This window comes from Vibrio halioticoli NBRC 102217 (genome assembly GCF_000496695.1).
In the GTDB taxonomy this organism is placed as follows: Bacteria; Pseudomonadota; Gammaproteobacteria; order Enterobacterales; family Vibrionaceae; genus Vibrio; species Vibrio halioticoli.
Genome location: NZ_BAUJ01000003.1, coordinates 1 through 17,816 on the forward strand (window position 1 = coordinate 1; position 17,816 = coordinate 17,816).

Consider the following 17,816-nt stretch of genomic DNA (forward strand, 5'->3'; position numbering starts at 1 on the left):
TAATAGCTGAGCAAGAAAAAGGGCCTACCAAATTGGCAGGCCCTTACTTAATTAAACTGACTATTTACAGATTAAACTGAGTAGTAAAGTTCAAACTCAAGTGGGTGAGTTGTCATGTTGATTTTCTCAACATCTTGAGATTTCAGACCGATGTAAGAATCGATGAAATCGTCAGAGAATACACCGCCAGCAGTCAAGAACTCACGGTCTGCATCAAGAGCGTCTAGAGCTTCTTGTAGAGAAGCTGCAACTGTTGGGATTTCAGCTGCTTCTTCTGCAGGTAGGTCGTATAGATCTTTATCCATAGCTTCCCCTGGGTGAATCTTGTTCTTAATTCCGTCAAGGCCAGCCATTAGCATTGCAGAGTATGCTAGGTATGGGTTAGCCGCTGGATCACCGAAGCGAAGTTCGATACGACGTGCTTTAGGGCTTGGTACCACTGGGATACGGATAGAAGCAGAACGGTTACGTGCAGAGTATGCAAGCATAACTGGAGCTTCGAATCCTGGAACTAGACGCTTGTACGAGTTAGTTGCAGGGTTAGCAAATGCGTTGATTGCGCGAGCGTGCTTAATGATACCACCGATGTAGTAGATCGCTAGGTCAGAAAGGCCGCCGTATTTGTCACCAGCAAACAGGTTTACACCGTCTTTTGCTAGAGATTGGTGAACGTGCATACCAGAACCGTTGTCGCCAACGAGTGGTTTAGGCATGAAAGTTGCTGTTTTACCGTAAGCGTGAGCTACGTTATGAACAACATACTTATAGATTTGAGTTTCATCCGCTTTAGTTGTTAGCGTGTTGAAACGAGTAGCAATCTCGTTTTGACCCGCAGTAGCAACTTCGTGGTGATGCGCTTCAACAACTAGACCCATTTCTTCCATGATTAGACACATTGCAGAACGGATGTCTTGAGAAGAATCAACTGGAGCTACAGGGAAGTAACCACCTTTAACGCCTGGACGGTGACCTTTGTTGCCTTCTTCGTAATCAGTACCTGAGTTCCAAGAAGCTTCGATGTCATCAATTTTGTAGAAAGAGCCAGACATGTCAGTGTTAAACTTCACGTCATCAAATAGGAAAAATTCTGGTTCTGGACCGATTAATACGGTGTCAGCAATACCTGTAGAACGCATGTATTCTTCAGAGCGTTTAGCGATAGAGCGTGGGTCACGGTCGTATCCTTGCAGAGTCGCAGGCTCAAGAATGTCACAACGGATGTTTAGCGTTGAATCTTCAGTGAATGGGTCAAGGACAGCACTTGCTGGATCTGGCATCATAACCATGTCAGATTCGTTAATACCTTTCCAACCAGCTACAGATGAACCGTCAAACATTTTGCCTTCTTCGAAGAAGTCAGCATCAACTTGATGTGAAGGAATAGAGATATGTTGCTCTTTACCTTTAGTATCTGTGAAGCGTAAGTCTACAAACTTAACTTCGTTTTCTTGAATCAGCGATAATACATTTTCTACTGACATGTTGGATAACCTCCAGTGTTGGTAAACGTGATTGCTCGATAATGGTGAGCGTAAAGTCCTAGAACACAATCTACACTCTTTTTTAGTCATCGAACAATGAATATTTTTCGATTGTTCTCTCTAATACACTCTCTTATGCGAAAGGTGTGCCAAGTTTTATATTTCCTTATTGTTCAAGGGGTTGCTGTTGTTTTGATGGTGCTTGAGAATAGCTAATGCACCAAAATGATCCTTATTTGCTCTATTTTGGTGCAAATTTAAGGATGTTTTTAGCTGTTTGCGTCTTGTTGCAAGTTGATTTTGAGAGATTCATCGGGATGTAGAATTGATTCGCCCAATGTTGGTGCGAAATCGGTAATGGGCATGCCATTGCTTGTTGGTGAGAATTGGCTGTTTTTTCGAGTAAATATAAAGAGAGGTCTAAGCTGAAAAAAGCTTTCTCTTATATATAGCAGCCAATTCTTTGCATTAGATTGGGTGTTTTTGCTGTTTATTGAAGGCGGATTTGGCAATATTTCTTAATCTATAACAAATAAATTAGGAAATAAGTAGGGGATAGATCACATCTAGTTGGGATTTTGGCTAAAATCTGATACATTAGCGCGAAATTTTTATTCCCTGTCATCGGCACACTGCCGAGACTCTACTGAGTGAACTCTATTCATGTCTACTCCACAGATTGATAAGTTAAGAAACATCGCCATCATTGCGCACGTTGACCACGGTAAAACAACTTTGGTTGATAAGCTGCTTCAACAATCAGGTACGCTTGAATCCCGCGGCGAAGTTGAAGAGCGCGTGATGGACTCAAACGATATCGAAAAGGAACGTGGTATCACCATTTTGGCGAAGAACACCGCCATCAACTGGCACGATTACCGTATTAATATCGTTGATACTCCTGGACACGCAGACTTCGGTGGTGAAGTAGAGCGTATTATGTCTATGGTTGACTCAGTGCTACTTATTGTTGATGCGGTTGATGGTCCTATGCCTCAAACTCGCTTCGTAACACAAAAAGCATTTGCACACGGTCTTAAACCAATTGTTGTAATCAACAAGATTGACCGTCCTGGTTCTCGTCCTGATTGGGTAATGGATCAAGTATTTGATTTGTTTGATAACCTAGGTGCGACTGACGAGCAACTAGACTTCCAAGTTGTTTACGCATCAGCTCTAAACGGTTGGGCAACACTTGAAGAAGGCGAAGTTGGCGAAGATATGGAACCATTGTTCCAAGCTATCGTTGATAACGTAGACCAGCCTAATGTAGACATCAATGGCTCTCTACAAATGCAAGTATCACAACTTGATTACAGCTCTTACGTTGGTGTTATTGGTGTATGTCGTGTTACTCGCGGTAGCATCAAACCAAACCAACAAGTGACCATTATTGGTGCTGATGGTAAGAAACGTAACGGTAAAGTGGGTACGGTTCTTGGTTACCTTGGCCTTGAGCGTCATGAAGTTGAACAAGCAAACGCTGGCGACATCATTGCAATCACAGGTTTAGGCGAGCTGAAAATTTCAGACACTATCTGTGATCAAAACAACGTTGAAGCTATGACTCCTCTATCTGTAGATGAGCCAACAGTAACCATGACTTTCCAAGTAAATACCTCTCCATTTGCAGGTAAAGAAGGTAAGTTCGTTACTTCACGTAATATCCTAGAGCGTCTAGAAAAAGAATTGGTTCACAACGTAGCACTACGTGTTGAACAAAGCGACGATCCAGACAAGTTCCGTGTTTCTGGTCGTGGTGAACTTCACCTTTCTATCTTGATTGAAAACATGCGTCGTGAAGGTTTTGAACTTGCTGTTTCTCGTCCAGAAGTAATCATCAAAGAAGAAGATGGTCAACTTCTAGAACCATACGAAACAGTAACCATCGATGTGCTTGAAGAGCACCAAGGTGGCATCATGGAAAATATCGGCCTACGTAAAGGTGAGCTAACAGATATGTCTCCAGATGGTAAAGGTCGTGTACGCATGGACTTTATGATGCCTTCTCGTGGTCTTATCGGTTTCCAAACTGAGTTCCTAACTCTGACTTCTGGTTCTGGTTTGATTTACCACACGTTTGATCACTACGGTCCTCACAAAGGTGGCGTAATCGGTCAACGTAATAACGGCGTTCTAATTTCTAACGCAACAGGTAAAGCACTGACTTACGCATTGTTTAACCTACAAGAGCGTGGTCGTCTATTTGCTCAGCACGCTGACGAAGTATACGAAGGTCAGATTATCGGTATTCATAACCGTTCTAACGACCTTACAGTTAACTGTCTTAAAGGTAAGCAGCTAACTAACGTACGTGCTTCTGGTACGGATGAAGCTCAGGTTCTTTCACCACCGATCAAACACACACTAGAGCAAGCTCTAGAGTTTATCGATGAAGATGAACTAGTAGAAGTAACTCCAGAAAGCATTCGTATCCGTAAGAAACTTCTTACTGAAAACGAACGTAAACGTGCGAGTCGCCCAGCAAAATAAGAGACAATTAGCGTTTCGCTAGTTATCTAACTTATTTAAGCCCCACTGAAGTTGTCATTTGACTTACCTCAGTGGGGCTTTCTTTTATCAGCGAATGAGTTTTGCTAAACTGAGACGACTTTTTGATATCAATCCAATATCTGAGTGTGTCAAAAATGACTCAAGGAAACGTTCACACAGTGAAATGTGTACCAGGATTGATATAAGGGTCACTACAAGGGATTGGTATAATTCACCCTAAGTCTTTTAACTTTCTCTGCCTCAGATCGAGTAGGCTAGAAACTAAGTTCGGTGTTACAGCAGGATGCAGAAAATTCCAAATCTTCCAAACCTTCCAAATTGGGTGCATGTGTTACTGCACTATTTCAGCTACCTTTATCAAAGAGCAAAGCATGATAGGTTGCCCGTAAATGCCGGCTATATGGCCTATATTACCTTGTTATCTTTAGTGCCGCTGACCACTGTAACCTTAACGGCATTGTCTCGAGTACCGATGTTTGACGGGGTTGGTGATACCGTTCAGCAATTTGTGTTTAGTAATTTTGTTCCTACGGCGGGTGAGGCAATTCAGCACACCTTAAATGAATTTATTGCCAATACGGGCAAGATGACGTCGATTGGATTGATCTTCCTGTTTGTGGCTGCGGTATTGTTGATTTCAGCAATTGATAAGAATCTGAATTACATTTGGCGAGTGCGCAAGAAGCGCCGCACCGTGTATTCATTGTCGATTTATTGGATGGTATTGACCTTAGGCCCAATCTTAATGGGTACGAGCTTAGTGTTTTCTTCTTACATCGCCTCACTCAAAGTATGGAGTGAAGATACCGTCCATCTGGTGTACGGTTTGCTACCGATTATTTTTTCTTTCATCGCATTCTTTGGGCTTTATCTATTAGTGCCTAATATTAAGGTTCGCTTTAATCATGCACTGGCGGGCGCGTTAGTGGCGGGTTGCTTATTTGAAGTCAGTAAAAAGCTGTTTGCTTATTATGTGTCGCAGTTTCCATCGTATCAGTTAATTTACGGCGCTTTAGCTGCCGTACCTTTGCTCTTTATGTGGATCTATCTGTGTTGGATGATCGTATTAATCGGCGCGGAAATTACCGCAAGTCTTGGTGAAGATGAGGTTTGGCGAGTGAATAAGCCATTTGATATGAGCTCATTTTTGCATTATCAAAATATATTAATGAGAAAAAGGATTCGACGTGATAGCTCTGATACAGAGAGTGAGTGAAGCGGCCGTAAAGGTCGATGGTGAAGTGGTGGGTGAGATTGGCAAAGGTTTGCTGGTATTACTCGGTGTTGAAAAAGACGATGACGAAGCCAAAGCTAAGCGCTTAATGGAACGCGTCACCACATATCGTGTATTTGGTGATGACGACGATAAAATGAACCTGAATGTGAAGCAGGTTGATGGTAGCGTATTAGTGGTTTCTCAATTTACTTTGCCAGCGGATACTAAAAAAGGCACTCGAGCGGGTTTCTCGCGTGGCGCTGCGCCCGATGAAGCGAAGCGACTTTATGAATATTTCTCGGACAGATGCGAAGAAGTGTTGCCCACTGAGCGCGGTCGATTTGCCGCTGATATGAAAGTTTCTTTGGTCAATGATGGACCGGTGACTTTCTGGCTGCAAGTCTAGGGTTGCGCCCCATAACTAATGGATTCAATGGACCTGAAACACTATGTTTAAACTAATTACTCCCAGTACCGAAAATCAATTACAAAAGTATTATCACTTTCGTTGGCAAATGTTGCGTGAGCCTTGGCAAAGACCAAAAGGCTCCGAAAGAGATGAATACGATGAGTTGAGTCACCATCGCATGATTGTGGACGGTCGAGGTCGCCCTGTGGCGATTGGTCGTTTATATGTGACGGCCGATGATGATGGCCAGATTCGCTATATGGCAGTGAAGAAAAACCGTCAAGGTAAAGGGGTTGGTTCCTTGATTATGGTCGCTCTTGAATCGCTCGCGCGCGAGGAAGGGGTAAAGCGACTGGTGTGTAATGCGCGTGAAGATGCCATTGAGTTTTATCGAAATAATGGCTTTGAAAGTCAGGGCGAATTGAGTGATGAGCGCGGCCCGATGCGCCATCAACAAATGGTTAAAACCATTGACCCTATGGCGAATGTTTTGCGCCGCCCTGATTGGTGTAATGAGTTGCAACGTCGCTGGGAAGAGCAAATCCCAATTAGCGATAAAATGGGTATTAAGATCAATCAGTACACCGGATATAAGTTTGAATGTGTGGCGCAGTTAAACCCCAACCTTAATCCTCATAACACTATGTTTGCTGGCTCTGCTTTTACGTTAGCCACTCTTACCGGGTGGGGTATGGCATGGCTACTGATGAAAGAGCGCAATTTGCATGCTGATATTGTGCTAGCAGACAGTAATATACGCTATCGTCACCCCGTCAAAGAAAGCCCTAAAGCCAGTACTTCTTTAGATGGTATTAGCGGCGACTTAGACAGATTAGAGGGTGGTCGCCGTGCCCGAATCATCATTAAAGTATTAATTTACAGTGGTACTCAAGAGGCGGTTGAGTTTACTGGAACTTACGTACTATTACCTAGCTCTCAGGCTAATGAGACACTGAGTGTGTAGACGTTAGGTCGTTACTCTCATCTTCGTTATCAGGTTTAGTACAAGTAACGGCAATATGACTGCGGCCTTTAGGTTGCGCTGAAGAAAAAGAGACGCAGTCGGTGGTTAAGTTAAACATAATATTGCCATCAGTGGGTTTTACTAAGTCGACTCGGCCTTGAATATTTCCTGCCAGGTTATCACTGACAAATTGCGTATTCTCGACACTGAGTACACCTCTTTGCGCTGTGAGCTTAATTTCAGGAATGATAAGAGATTGCGACCCTTGCGTGGCAAAAGGTAGTTGTACTTGTACATCATGTGGCGCAATCTTTATGGTGCCGTCTAAGCTGTGTCTAAACATTAAATCATCACCACCTAAGCCGTTCAGATCCGCCGTTAAGTCAGTGACGCCATTCCAATGTATTGCCATATTCAGCGGTGCAGTGACCGCTTGTAATGGGATGCCATAGGCTTGTACAGAGAGATCCCACGGCATGCTTGGTAGAGCTAGGTTCACATTTGAGTGTACCTTGATCAAGCCATCATCAATTGGCAAGAATAGCTGTTTAATATTCCACTGCTCATCTTTGCTCGAGGCTTCGATATAAGGGTTAATTGAAGTCACACCCAGCAGGGTAAGGCTGTTGGCACTGGCGGCTAAACTGCCATTCCAAAGCGCCCATTTATTGTCTTTCTTCAAGCTCAAGTTATCGCCTTCGGCATTCAAGTTAGAAACTTGCCAATGCTGATTAGTGGCAAGGTCGATGACTTGGCTACGTTCAACCTTGAGCTTGTTGATTTGCAGCTGTTGCAGTTGCTTGAGAGGCTGCTCGATAAGTGCATGTACCTGCGCGTCTTTGATGCTCCACTTAAGGTTTTTAATACTCAGGTTATCCAGTGCGATTTTCTCAGGGGATAATTGTCCTTGAGTCGAAATTTGTCCTTCTTCAAATAGAAAATCCAGCTGTTCTAATTGAATATCCCCTGTTTGCAGTTGAGCAGAAACTTGCGGTTCGAGGAACAGTTGTTTGTGCCAATCAACACTTTCGGCGGAGAAGCTAAGTTCACTCTCTTGTGACCAAATGCTTTTATTTATATCCCAATTGCTCAGCTGTAAACGCATTTGGTTAACTGAAAATTGCGCTTGTTGCCAGCTAGATTGCTCGACGGACAAATGCTCAATATGATGGATTTTATCGAGCAGGCTTAACACAGGTGAAGGGCCCGACTGGGTCATTAAAGGTGCCGATAAATGCAGGTCTCGTACTAAAGCATCGTTGAGTGTCCAACTATCACCATCTTGCTCGGCAATAAGTTGTATTTTCCCTTTACGCCATTCGAAGCTGAGTAGGTCGAGCTGAGTTTTGCCTTTACGGTAGTTTAGATTAGCTTTGAAGTGATTAAAGGCTTCACCTTTCCAATAGACCTGCTCACCATCGATATTGATATACCCTTCAGGAAAACCCTGACTAGGTGAATAGTTTAGTTGCAAATCACGGGCAACTAAATCATGGTCCGCAAAATCCATTCCACGCACTTCAATGTGTTGAGGTTGCCATTGCTTAACCCAAGAGGTCACTTCTTGCGAATCAGGAATGCCGTGGGGCAAATTCACACCAGAAAGAGATACCTTGGTAACAGAAACCGGCTTTGACCAATCTAGGTGGGAATCGAGAGTGATTTGTAGATTATTAACAGTGGCAATAAAATCGTTGGGTTGCTTGATGGTGATGTCAGATAAAACCACCGTATCAGGGTATTGGTAGTGGGAGTGACCAATATGAATGTTATCACTTGTGACGCGCGACAATACCTGTTGGGTTAACCAAGCGGTATGAGAGGTTTGTAAGAATAAAAATAGAGCTAAGCCTCCCGCAAGTAATAGCAGTAGAAGCCAGCCACAGATTTTAAATACTGCTTTCATCTTGTGTCCCAAAAGGTTTTTCGCGTAGGGGTAAAGATGACTTATATCTATTTGTTTATCAATAAAAAGCCCCTAAAAGCAGGGGCTTGATTGGTTATTGATGTGATTAATCTAACAAAGGTCCTGCTTTAACTAGAGCTTTGCCATCATCGTTGTCAGTGTATTTTTCAAAGTTGTTGATAAAGCGTGTTGCTAAATCTTTGGCTTTGCTTTCCCATTGCAGAGGATCGACATACGTATCGCGTGGATCCAAAATCTCAGGATTTACATCAGGTAATGCGGTAGGTACTTCCAAGTTAAACACTGGAATCATTCTGGTTTGTGCGCTTTCAATTGAGCCATCTAAGATAGCGTCAATGATGGCACGAGTATCTTGAATGGAAATTCGCTTGCCAGAGCCATTCCAACCAGTATTGACAAGATAAGCTTCGGCACCAGCCGCTTCCATTCGTTTCACCAACACTTCTGCATACTTGGTTGGGTGAAGAGTTAAGAATGCCGCACCAAAACAGGCCGAGAACGTCGGAGTTGGCTCTGTGATACCGCGCTCAGTACCCGCTAATTTAGCGGTAAATCCAGAAAGGAAGTGGTACTTAGTTTGTTCTGGTGTGAGCTTAGATACTGGAGGTAGAACCCCAAAAGCATCTGCAGATAAGAAAATCACCTTGTTTGCATGACCGCCTTTAGAGACTGGCTTAACGATATTTTCGATATGCTCAATCGGGTACGAAACTCGGGTGTTTTCTGTTTTTGAATTATCATCAAAATCGATTGAACCATCATTACGTACGGTGACGTTTTCTAACAAGGCATCACGACGGATAGCATTGTAGATATCAGGCTCTGCTTCTTTAGACAGTTTAATGGTTTTGGCGTAGCAACCCCCTTCAAAGTTGAAAATACCGTCATCATCCCAGCCGTGCTCATCGTCACCAATTAAGGCGCGTTTAGGATCAGTCGAAAGAGTTGTTTTCCCTGTGCCAGATAGGCCAAAGAAGATCGCAACATCGCCTTCTTCACCCATATTGGCCGAACAGTGCATGGATGCCATTCCTTGCAGAGGAAGGAAGTAGTTCATCATAGCGAACATACCTTTCTTCATTTCACCGCCGTACCAAGTACCGCCAATCAACTGCATTTTTTCAGTGAGATTGAATACGGTAAAGTTCTCGGAGTTCAGGCCGTGCTCTTTCCACTTGCTGTTAGTGCACTTAGCGCCATTCATTACCACAAAATCAGGTTCAAAAGTGGCCAGTTCTTCCGCTGAGGGACGCAAGAACATGTTTTTTACAAAGTGTGCTTGCCAAGCTACTTCGGTAATGATTCGCACCGCTAAGCGAGAATCGGGGTTAGCACCGCAATAACCGTCCACAACAAAAAGACGTTTATTCGACAGCTGAGTAGTCACTAGCTGTTTTAAGTCTGTCCATACAGCTTGATTGATAGGTTTATTGTCGTTTTTCACTGTATCTGTCGTCCACCACATGTTTTCACGCGTAGTGTCGTCTTTCACAATGAATTTATCTTTGGGGGAACGACCTGTAAATATGCCTGTATCAACGGCAACTGCACCTAGTTCAGTTATAATTCCTTTCTCATAACCTTCTAATGTGTCGCTAGTTTCCTCTGCGAAAAGCATTTCATAACTTGGATTACGAATAATTTCAGTAGAGTCGCTGATTCCATATTGAGTCAGATCGATGTTTGCAACCTTAGTATGTTCTATAACAGTCATAGGTGCTCCTTGTGTAGGGCGTTTTTAGTTAAAAATTTGTGAAGCTACTGAATTTATAAGTATTTGATTTAATCAGTAGTTGTAACATTATTGACTATATATGGCTTTATTGAATGTTTTATAAACAAGGATCACGTTTTTGTAGTTCAGAATGCTAGGTAGGGTGGGGATTGAAGTGATTTGTAAAAACGGTTTTTTACCGCTTTTTGTTGTTAAAAAACGCGGATAATGACGCTTTTTGAGTTTTTTATGCTATGAATGAGAGTGAATATAAAAAGCCGGCTACTTAGAGCCGGCTTTTTAATTATAAAATTGTGAGCTTAGTGCAGTGTGGGTTTATCTACCTGAGCAAATAATTCTTCAACTTCGGCGGCATTAAAGTCGTAAGTTGTCCCGCAATAATCGCAGTGTAAACCTATGCTACCTTCGCTGGCTAAGATGTCGTTAACTTCTTCTTTTGCAATGGTAATAATGGCTGCGCCACTGCGCTCTCTTGAGCAACCACAGAAGAATTCAACCGGTTGAGGATCAAACAATTTAACGGTTTCTTGGTTGTATAAACGATATAGAAGTTCGTTCGCTTCTAAGCCAAATAGCTCTTCATTTTTAACGGTATCGGTAAGCTGTTCTAAGTGCTCAAAGTCATCCGCAGAGCCTGTACCATCGGGAACGACTTGTAGCAACATACCTGCGGCATGTGCTTTACCATCTAATTCACCAATACGGAACCATAAGCGAGTTTTTAGCTGCTCTGAGCGTTCGAAGTAAGTTTCTAGTACTTCTGAAAGAGTATTGCCTTCTAAACCAACCACGCCTTGGTAACGCTCTCCTTTATTTGGAGAAATAGTGATTACTAGGTGACCTTTGCCCAACATATCGTGCAAAGAGGCAGTGTCGGCAATTTCGCCCTCAAAGCGAGCGACGCCACGGACTTTTTGGTTATTGTCACCATTTATTACCGCAAGAGTCACAGGACCGTCACCTTGCAGCTGTAAAGTAATTGAGCCTTCAAATTTTAAGGTAGCGGTGAGCAATGAGGTCGCAACAAGCAGTTCACCAAGTAAGTTTTGAATCGCAACTGGGTATTGTTTGCTATCTAGGATGGCTTGGTAGGCGGTATCTAGCTGTACTAACTCACCACGTACAGATAGGTCTTCAAATAAATAACGATTTAATACGTTGCTTTCCATTAGGAAACTCCAGCTTATTGGTTCTTAAATTTAATCAGATCACGTCGTTGTTTTTTATCTGGACGGCGATCAGGACTTGGATTGTGTGCGTGCATTTTACGTTCTAGCGCTGTGCGTTCTCGCTTCGCTATACTTTCCGCCGTTTCGGTGTAAAGTAGTTGTGCTTCAGGTGCACCACGTCTTTGGTCCGATATTTTTTCTATCGTGACCGTTTTTTCAACGAGTCCTTGTCGCAGGGTAATTGTAGCCCCTAGTTCTATCATTTTACTTGGTTTGCTACGCTGCCCATTATAATGAACTTTGCCGCCATCGATCATATTTCGAGCGATTGAACGGGTTTTGTAAAAGCGCGCAGCCCATAACCATTTGTCGAGCCGAACAGACTCAATCGTGGAACTCATAATGATCTTTGCTCTCTAAGTGATGTCTGGCAGGAGGGTAATGGTGACGTATATAGCATTTTTCAAGTAAATGTCTTTATTTACAATCGAAATTATTCCCTGTTTAATTATTGGTAATAATATGTATGGTAGTCTTGCTCATCCGTTTAACCCAGTAACACCAATGCCTGCGTGGCATATTGTATAAAAATCGGTATATCAATAGGGACTTGTCTTGTCTAAGTTTTCCACATATTCGCACAAAGCCAATCAATTATTGACGAGTGTCGTGAATCAACAGGCGATCATAGCTAAAATGTTGACGTTTATTTTGCTCGTCAGCACAGCTTGGTTATGTGGTCATTTATTATGGCATCTAATGGGTTCAGAATCAGATGTTGAGCATTGGAGACCTGTTGCAGGCTCCGGTAGCGGTGTCGCTTCGTCACCGCATCAAGGTATGGATATTTCTTCGTTAGTAAACGCCAATTTATTTGGGGTTGAATCGAAAGAAAGCACACCGAAAGTAACACAACAAGTTGTTGACGCACCAAAGACAAGATTAAACCTTGTGCTGGTGGGTGTGGTAGCAAGTTCAATTCAAAAAAACAGCCTAGCGGTTATTGCTAATAAAGGCAGCCAAGATACTTATGGCGTTGGCGAGACTATTGATGGTACTCGCGCAAAATTAAGTAATGTCTTAAGTGATCGCGTGATTATTGAAAATCAGGGCCGTAACGAAACCTTAATGCTAGAAGGTATAGAATACAAACGTGTAGCAAATAATGCGGGGGCGGTTAAAAAACAGCCTCAATCTAATGTTCAAGGTAACAATCCTAAAGTAGACACTGCTAGCCTAGATAAAATAAAAGCAGAAATTTCTGAGAATCCTCAACAGCTTCTTAAATATATCCGCCTTTCTCAGGTAAATCGTGATGGAAAATTAGTCGGGTATCGCGTTCGTCCAGGACGAGAACGTACTTTGTTTGATTCTATCGGTCTGCAAGATGGTGACATTGCGGTAGAACTAAATGGTGCAGATTTAAAGAATCCAGCATCAATGGGCGCCATTTGGAAGTCTTTAGGTGATTTGAGTGAGCTTAACCTCACGGTTGAGCGAAACGGTCAACGCTACGATATTTATTTACAACTATAGTTTGATAGCTGTCTAGCTATCATTGCGAGAGCATGAGCCTAATTATATGCGCCATGCTAGGCACTTTGTGCCATTGATTTTTGGGAGTATCACGTGAAAGGTTGGTTTAGCAAGAGTGCATGGCTACTGTTAGGTAGTTTGGTATGCACACCAGCATTTAGTGCCGATGAATTTAGCGCCAGCTTCAAAGGCACTGATATTGGCGAATTTATTAATATTGTCGGACGAAACTTAGAAAAGACCATTATTGTTGACCCTTCGGTGAGGGGCAAGATTGATGTGCGTAGCTATGATGTTTTGAACGAGAAACAGTATTATCAGTTTTTCCTTAGTGTCCTTGAGGTGTATGGGTTTGCCGTTGTCGAAATGGAAAACGGCGTCATCAAGGTGATTAAATCTAAGGATGCGAAAACCTCTGCTGTTCCTGTAGTCGGGGACAACAAAATCAAAGGTGATGCGGTAGTAACTCGTGTAGTAGCAGTGCGTAATGTATCGGTACGTGAACTCTCGCCACTACTTCGTCAATTGAACGATAATGCGGGTGCCGGTAACGTTGTTCACTATGATCCAGCGAATATCATCCTGATTACAGGTCGTGCGGCTGTAGTAAACCGCTTGGCTGAGATTATTGAGCGTGTGGATAAAGCCGGCGATAAATCAATTGAAGTTGTACCACTAAAATTTGCTTCTGCTGCAGAGATGGTGCGTATCGTTGAAGCGCTAAACAAAACCACGGAAGCGAAAAATACTCCAGCTTTCCTACAACCAAAACTGGTTGCTGATGAACGTACTAACTCCGTATTAATCTCTGGCGATCCACAAGTGCGTAAGCGCTTGAAGAAAGTGGTATCGCAACTTGATAAAGAGATGGAAGTTAAAGGCAACAACCAAGTTATTTACTTAAAAAATGCGAATGCAGAAGATTTAGTCGAAGTTCTTAAAGGTGTGTCAGATAACTTAGCTGCGGCTAAGAAAACAGCACAGGGCGGCGCTGCGACTCGAAACTCCAAGTCTGATGTAATGATTTCAGCGCATAAAGGCACCAACTCCCTCGTTATTACTGCTCCGCCAGATATCATGAAAGCATTACGTGATGTGATCGCTCAGCTAGATATTCGTCGTGCTCAAGTATTGATTGAAGCCTTGATTGTTGAAATGTCGGAAGGTGATGGCGTTAACCTTGGCGTGCAATGGGGTAACTTAGAAACAGGTGCGGTAGTTCAATACGGTAACAGTGGCGCCTCTATTGGTCAGGTTATGGTCGGTAGAGAAGAAGCGAAAGATACTTCTCGTACTGAAACATACACAGATCCATCAACTGGTCTAACTACCACTAAAACCATTGATGAGTCAGGTGACTACTCAACGCTTGCAAGTGCACTTAGCGGCGTAAACGGCGCGGCAGTGAGTTTGGCGATGGGTGACTGGACAGCGTTGATTAGCGCAGTGGCAACGGACTCAAACTCTAACATTCTATCGTCTCCTAGCATTACGGTTATGGATAACGGCGAAGCGTCGTTCATTGTGGGTGAAGAGGTGCCGGTATTAACGGGTTCTACTTCGGGCTCAAACAATGAAAACCCATTCCAAACCGTTGATCGTAAAGAAGTAGGTATCAAACTTAAAGTTGTGCCACAAATTAACGAAGGTGACTCTGTTCAGTTGAAGATTGAACAAGAAGTTTCTAACGTACTTGGTGCAAACGGTGCGGTGGATGTTCGCTTTGCGAAACGTCAATTAAATACATCCGTTATGATCCAAGACGGACAAATGCTCGTGCTGGGTGGTTTGATTGATGAGCGTGCAATGGAAAGTGAATCTAAAGTACCGCTACTGGGTGATATTCCTTGGTTAGGACAACTGTTCAGATCAACCAGCACTCAGGTAGAAAAGAAAAACCTAATGGTATTCATTAAACCAACCATTATTCGTGATGGTATGACAGCCGATGGTATTACCCAGCGTAAATACAACTACATCCGCGCTGAGCAATTGTACAAAGCCGAAGAAGGCTTAAAACTGCTACCGGATGACTTGATTCCGGTAATGCCTAAGTTTGGTGATGAAGCTAGCCGTCCAAAAGAGCTACAAGCCTTTATTGAGCAAGTGGACCACAAGTAATGGACGAAGCATTTTCAACATATAAAGCAGGTACTACACGTCTACCGTTTGGCTTTGCTAAGCGCTTTAGTGTAGTGCTTGAGCCGAACGATAAAGGCGATGCATACCAGTTGTTTTATGTCGATCCAATGCAAACGTCGACACTGTTAGAGGTGATGCGAGTATCACCTCTGCCAATCCAATTGGTTGAGATGGATAAGCATGATTTTGAATCGAAACTTTCAGATTCTTATCAGCGCGATTCTTCAGAAGCTAGACAGTTAATGGAAGACATTGGTGCAGACAACGATGACTTCTTCTCGTTGGCGGAAGAAATTCCGCACAATGAGGATTTATTAGAAGCCGAAGATGACGCGCCAATTATCAAGTTGATCAACGCCATGTTGGGTGAAGCAATCAAAGAAGGGGCTTCGGATATTCATATCGAGTCCTTTGAGAAGCACCTTTCCATTCGTTTCCGTGTGGATGGCGTATTGCGTGATGTCTTAGCGCCGAGCCGTAAACTGGCCCCTTTGTTGGTGTCCAGGGTTAAGGTTATGGCAAAACTGGATATCGCCGAGAAGCGTGTACCACAAGATGGTCGTATTTCACTATTGATTGGTGGACGAGCGGTGGATGTGCGTGTGTCTACTATGCCTTCCTCTCATGGTGAGCGTGTGGTTATGCGTCTATTGGATAAAAATGCCACTCAGCTTGATCTTGATAGCTTAGGTATGTCCTCGAACAACCACGTGCGTCTACAAAACTTAATTCAAAAACCGCACGGCATTATCTTAGTAACAGGCCCTACAGGTTCAGGTAAATCCACCACCTTGTATGCAGGCTTGCAGGAACTAAACAGTGCCGAGCGAAATATCCTGACGGTTGAAGACCCGATTGAATTTGATATTGATGGCATTGGTCAAACGCAAGTAAACCCTAAGGTTGATATGACCTTTGCGCGTGGTTTAAGAGCGATTCTGCGTCAAGACCCTGACGTAGTAATGATTGGTGAGATTCGTGACCTTGAGACCGCTCAGATTGCGGTACAAGCGTCTTTAACCGGTCACTTGGTAATGTCTACACTGCACACCAACACCGCCGTCGGTACTATCACACGTTTAAGAGATATGGGCATTGAGCCTTTCTTAATCTCTTCTTCTCTATTGGGTATTTTGGCGCAACGATTGGTGCGTACGCTGTGTAAAGAGTGTCGTGAACCTTATCAGGCCGATGCTGAGCAGAAAAAACTGTTCCACCTTGCTGCTGATGACGACTTAGTGCTTTATCGACCAAAAGGGTGTGAGCATTGTAATAACAAAGGTTACAAAGGCCGTACTGGTATTCATGAATTGCTGGTGGTTGACGAAAGCGTCCAGTCATTGATTCATGGTGAGCAAAGCGAGCAAGAGATTGAACACGTCGTGCGTCAATCTACGCCAAGCATTCGCCAAGACGGTTTGAACAAAGCAAGGGCTGGAAAAACGACCCTAGAAGAAGTTATGCGAGTAACTAGGGAAGAATAATGGCTGCATTTGAATATAAAGCGCTAGATGCGAAAGGTCGCCAAAAGAAAGGCGTAACCGAAGGTGATAACGCCAGACAAGTTAGGCAACGCTTGAAAGAGCAAGGCTTAATGCCGATTGAGATCAGCGAAACTCAGACTAAGAAAAAGTCATCAAAGTCTCGTGGTTTTCAGCGCGGTATCAGCACGCCAGATCTTGCGTTATTGACGCGTCAATTATCGACCCTTGTTCAAGCCGGCATGCCTTTAGAAGAGTGTTTAAGAGCGGTTGCGGAACAATCTGAAAAAGCGCACATTCGCAGTATGTTAGTGAGTGTTCGCTCTAAGGTCGTTGAAGGTTACACTTTAGCTGACAGTATGAGTGAATATCCTACCGTCTTTGATGACCTGTTCTGTGCTATGGTCGCGGCGGGTGAAAAATCTGGACACCTAGACGCGGTTTTAGAACGTCTTGCCGATTATGCCGAAAAACGCCAAAAATTACGTTCAAAACTACAACAAGCCATGATCTACCCAATTATGCTGACCTTGATTGCGGTCGCGGTTATTGGCTTTTTGTTGGCTACCGTTGTGCCAAAAATTGTCGACCAATTTGTTCAAATGGGACAAGAACTACCCACCTCAACTCAGATTTTGATCAATGCCAGTGCCTTTGTACAAGACTATGGTGTGCTATTGGTGGTTAGCGTTGTGGTGTTGGTTGTTGGCGTTAAAATTTTATTGAAAAAGCCAGAGTTAAGGCTGCGCTGGGACGGTCGTGTATTAAACGTTCCTGTGATTGGCCGCGTTGCTCGAGGCTTAAATACCTCTCGTTTTGCTCGTACCTTAGCTATATGCTCGGCAAGTGCTATCCCTCTTTTAGATGGGATGATTGTTGCCGCAGACGTTATGGGTAATAAGTTCTTTAAGAAGCAGGTCCTTGAAGCTTCAGATAAAGTGCGAGAAGGGGGAAGTTTGCGTCACTCTTTGCAACAGAGCAAACTGTTCCCACCTATGATGCTGCATATGATCGCCAGTGGTGAGCAATCGGGTGAACTTGAACAAATGTTGACTCGTGCTGCCGATAACCAAGACCAAGATTTTGAGTCTCAGGTGAATATGGCGCTGGGTGTTTTTGAACCACTGCTGATTGTTTTTATGGCAGGGATTGTATTATTTATTGTAGTTGCCACTATGATGCCACTGCTTGAACTGAATAACTTGGTATCGGGTGCTTAGTCATTAACCCGAGTGTATGGAG

13 protein-coding genes are annotated in these 17,816 nt (G+C 43.4%); 8 read left to right on the forward strand and 5 right to left on the reverse strand.

What is annotated here, in order from left to right; translation table 11 throughout:
- Positions 1–71 precede the first annotated feature (71 nt).
- Positions 72–1,481, reverse strand: coding sequence for a glutamate--ammonia ligase (gene glnA, locus VHA01S_RS00185; protein ID WP_023402356.1), 1,410 nt, complete (start codon positions 1,479–1,481; stop codon positions 72–74).
- A gap of 663 nt (positions 1,482–2,144) precedes the next feature.
- Here glnA and typA point away from each other — a divergent pair.
- From typA to VHA01S_RS00205, 4 genes are all read left to right on the forward strand, one after another.
- A complete protein-coding gene (gene typA, locus VHA01S_RS00190; protein WP_023402357.1) occupies positions 2,145–3,974 on the forward strand; it encodes a translational GTPase TypA in 1,830 nt (609 codons plus the stop codon).
- A gap of 304 nt (positions 3,975–4,278) precedes the next feature.
- Complete coding sequence (locus VHA01S_RS00195; RefSeq protein ID WP_023402358.1) at positions 4,279–5,211, forward strand: virulence factor BrkB family protein; 933 nt, start codon at positions 4,279–4,281, stop codon at positions 5,209–5,211.
- Positions 5,183–5,617: a D-aminoacyl-tRNA deacylase gene (dtd, locus tag VHA01S_RS00200; RefSeq protein WP_023402359.1), complete on the forward strand. Its 435-nt coding sequence runs from the start codon at positions 5,183–5,185 to the stop codon at positions 5,615–5,617. The genes VHA01S_RS00195 and dtd overlap by 29 nt, the downstream gene beginning before the upstream one ends.
- A gap of 43 nt (positions 5,618–5,660) precedes the next feature.
- Entirely contained in the window at positions 5,661–6,584 is a 924-nt protein-coding gene (locus VHA01S_RS00205) for a bifunctional GNAT family N-acetyltransferase/hotdog fold thioesterase (RefSeq protein WP_023402360.1), read from the forward strand.
- On the opposite strand, the gene VHA01S_RS00210 is transcribed toward VHA01S_RS00205, so the two are convergent.
- From VHA01S_RS00210 to hslR, 4 genes are all read right to left on the reverse strand, one after another.
- Positions 6,562–8,490: an AsmA family protein gene (locus VHA01S_RS00210; protein ID WP_023402361.1), complete on the reverse strand. Its 1,929-nt coding sequence runs from the start codon at positions 8,488–8,490 to the stop codon at positions 6,562–6,564. The genes VHA01S_RS00205 and VHA01S_RS00210 overlap by 23 nt on opposite strands.
- A gap of 106 nt (positions 8,491–8,596) precedes the next feature.
- Positions 8,597–10,225, reverse strand: a complete 1,629-nt coding sequence (gene pckA / locus VHA01S_RS00215; protein ID WP_023402362.1) for a phosphoenolpyruvate carboxykinase (ATP) — start codon at positions 10,223–10,225, stop codon at positions 8,597–8,599.
- Positions 10,226–10,545: 320 nt separating this feature from the next.
- Positions 10,546–11,415 carry an Hsp33 family molecular chaperone HslO gene (gene hslO / locus VHA01S_RS00220; RefSeq protein WP_023402363.1) on the reverse strand — a complete coding sequence of 290 codons (870 nt, stop codon included), beginning with the start codon at positions 11,413–11,415 and terminating at the stop codon, positions 10,546–10,548.
- 14 nt (positions 11,416–11,429) lie between these two features.
- Positions 11,430–11,816, reverse strand: a complete 387-nt coding sequence (gene hslR, locus VHA01S_RS00225; protein WP_023402364.1) for a ribosome-associated heat shock protein Hsp15 — start codon at positions 11,814–11,816, stop codon at positions 11,430–11,432.
- Between the two features lie 295 nt (positions 11,817–12,111).
- On the opposite strand from hslR, the gene gspC reads away from it, so the two are divergent.
- The 4 genes from gspC to gspF all read left to right on the forward strand — a co-directional run bounded on the left by gspC (position 12,112) and on the right by gspF (position 17,794).
- Complete coding sequence (gene gspC, locus VHA01S_RS00230) at positions 12,112–12,951, forward strand: type II secretion system protein GspC (RefSeq protein ID WP_084309009.1); 840 nt, start codon at positions 12,112–12,114, stop codon at positions 12,949–12,951.
- Positions 12,952–13,044: 93 nt separating this feature from the next.
- Positions 13,045–15,072: a type II secretion system secretin GspD gene (gspD, locus tag VHA01S_RS00235; protein ID WP_023402366.1), complete on the forward strand. Its 2,028-nt coding sequence runs from the start codon at positions 13,045–13,047 to the stop codon at positions 15,070–15,072.
- Positions 15,072–16,577 carry a type II secretion system ATPase GspE gene (gene gspE, locus VHA01S_RS00240; protein ID WP_023402367.1) on the forward strand — a complete coding sequence of 502 codons (1,506 nt, stop codon included), beginning with the start codon at positions 15,072–15,074 and terminating at the stop codon, positions 16,575–16,577. The genes gspD and gspE overlap by 1 nt, the downstream gene beginning before the upstream one ends.
- A complete protein-coding gene (gspF, locus tag VHA01S_RS00245) occupies positions 16,577–17,794 on the forward strand; it encodes a type II secretion system inner membrane protein GspF (protein ID WP_023402368.1) in 1,218 nt (405 codons plus the stop codon). The genes gspE and gspF overlap by 1 nt, the downstream gene beginning before the upstream one ends.
- Positions 17,795–17,816: the final 22 nt, after the last annotated feature.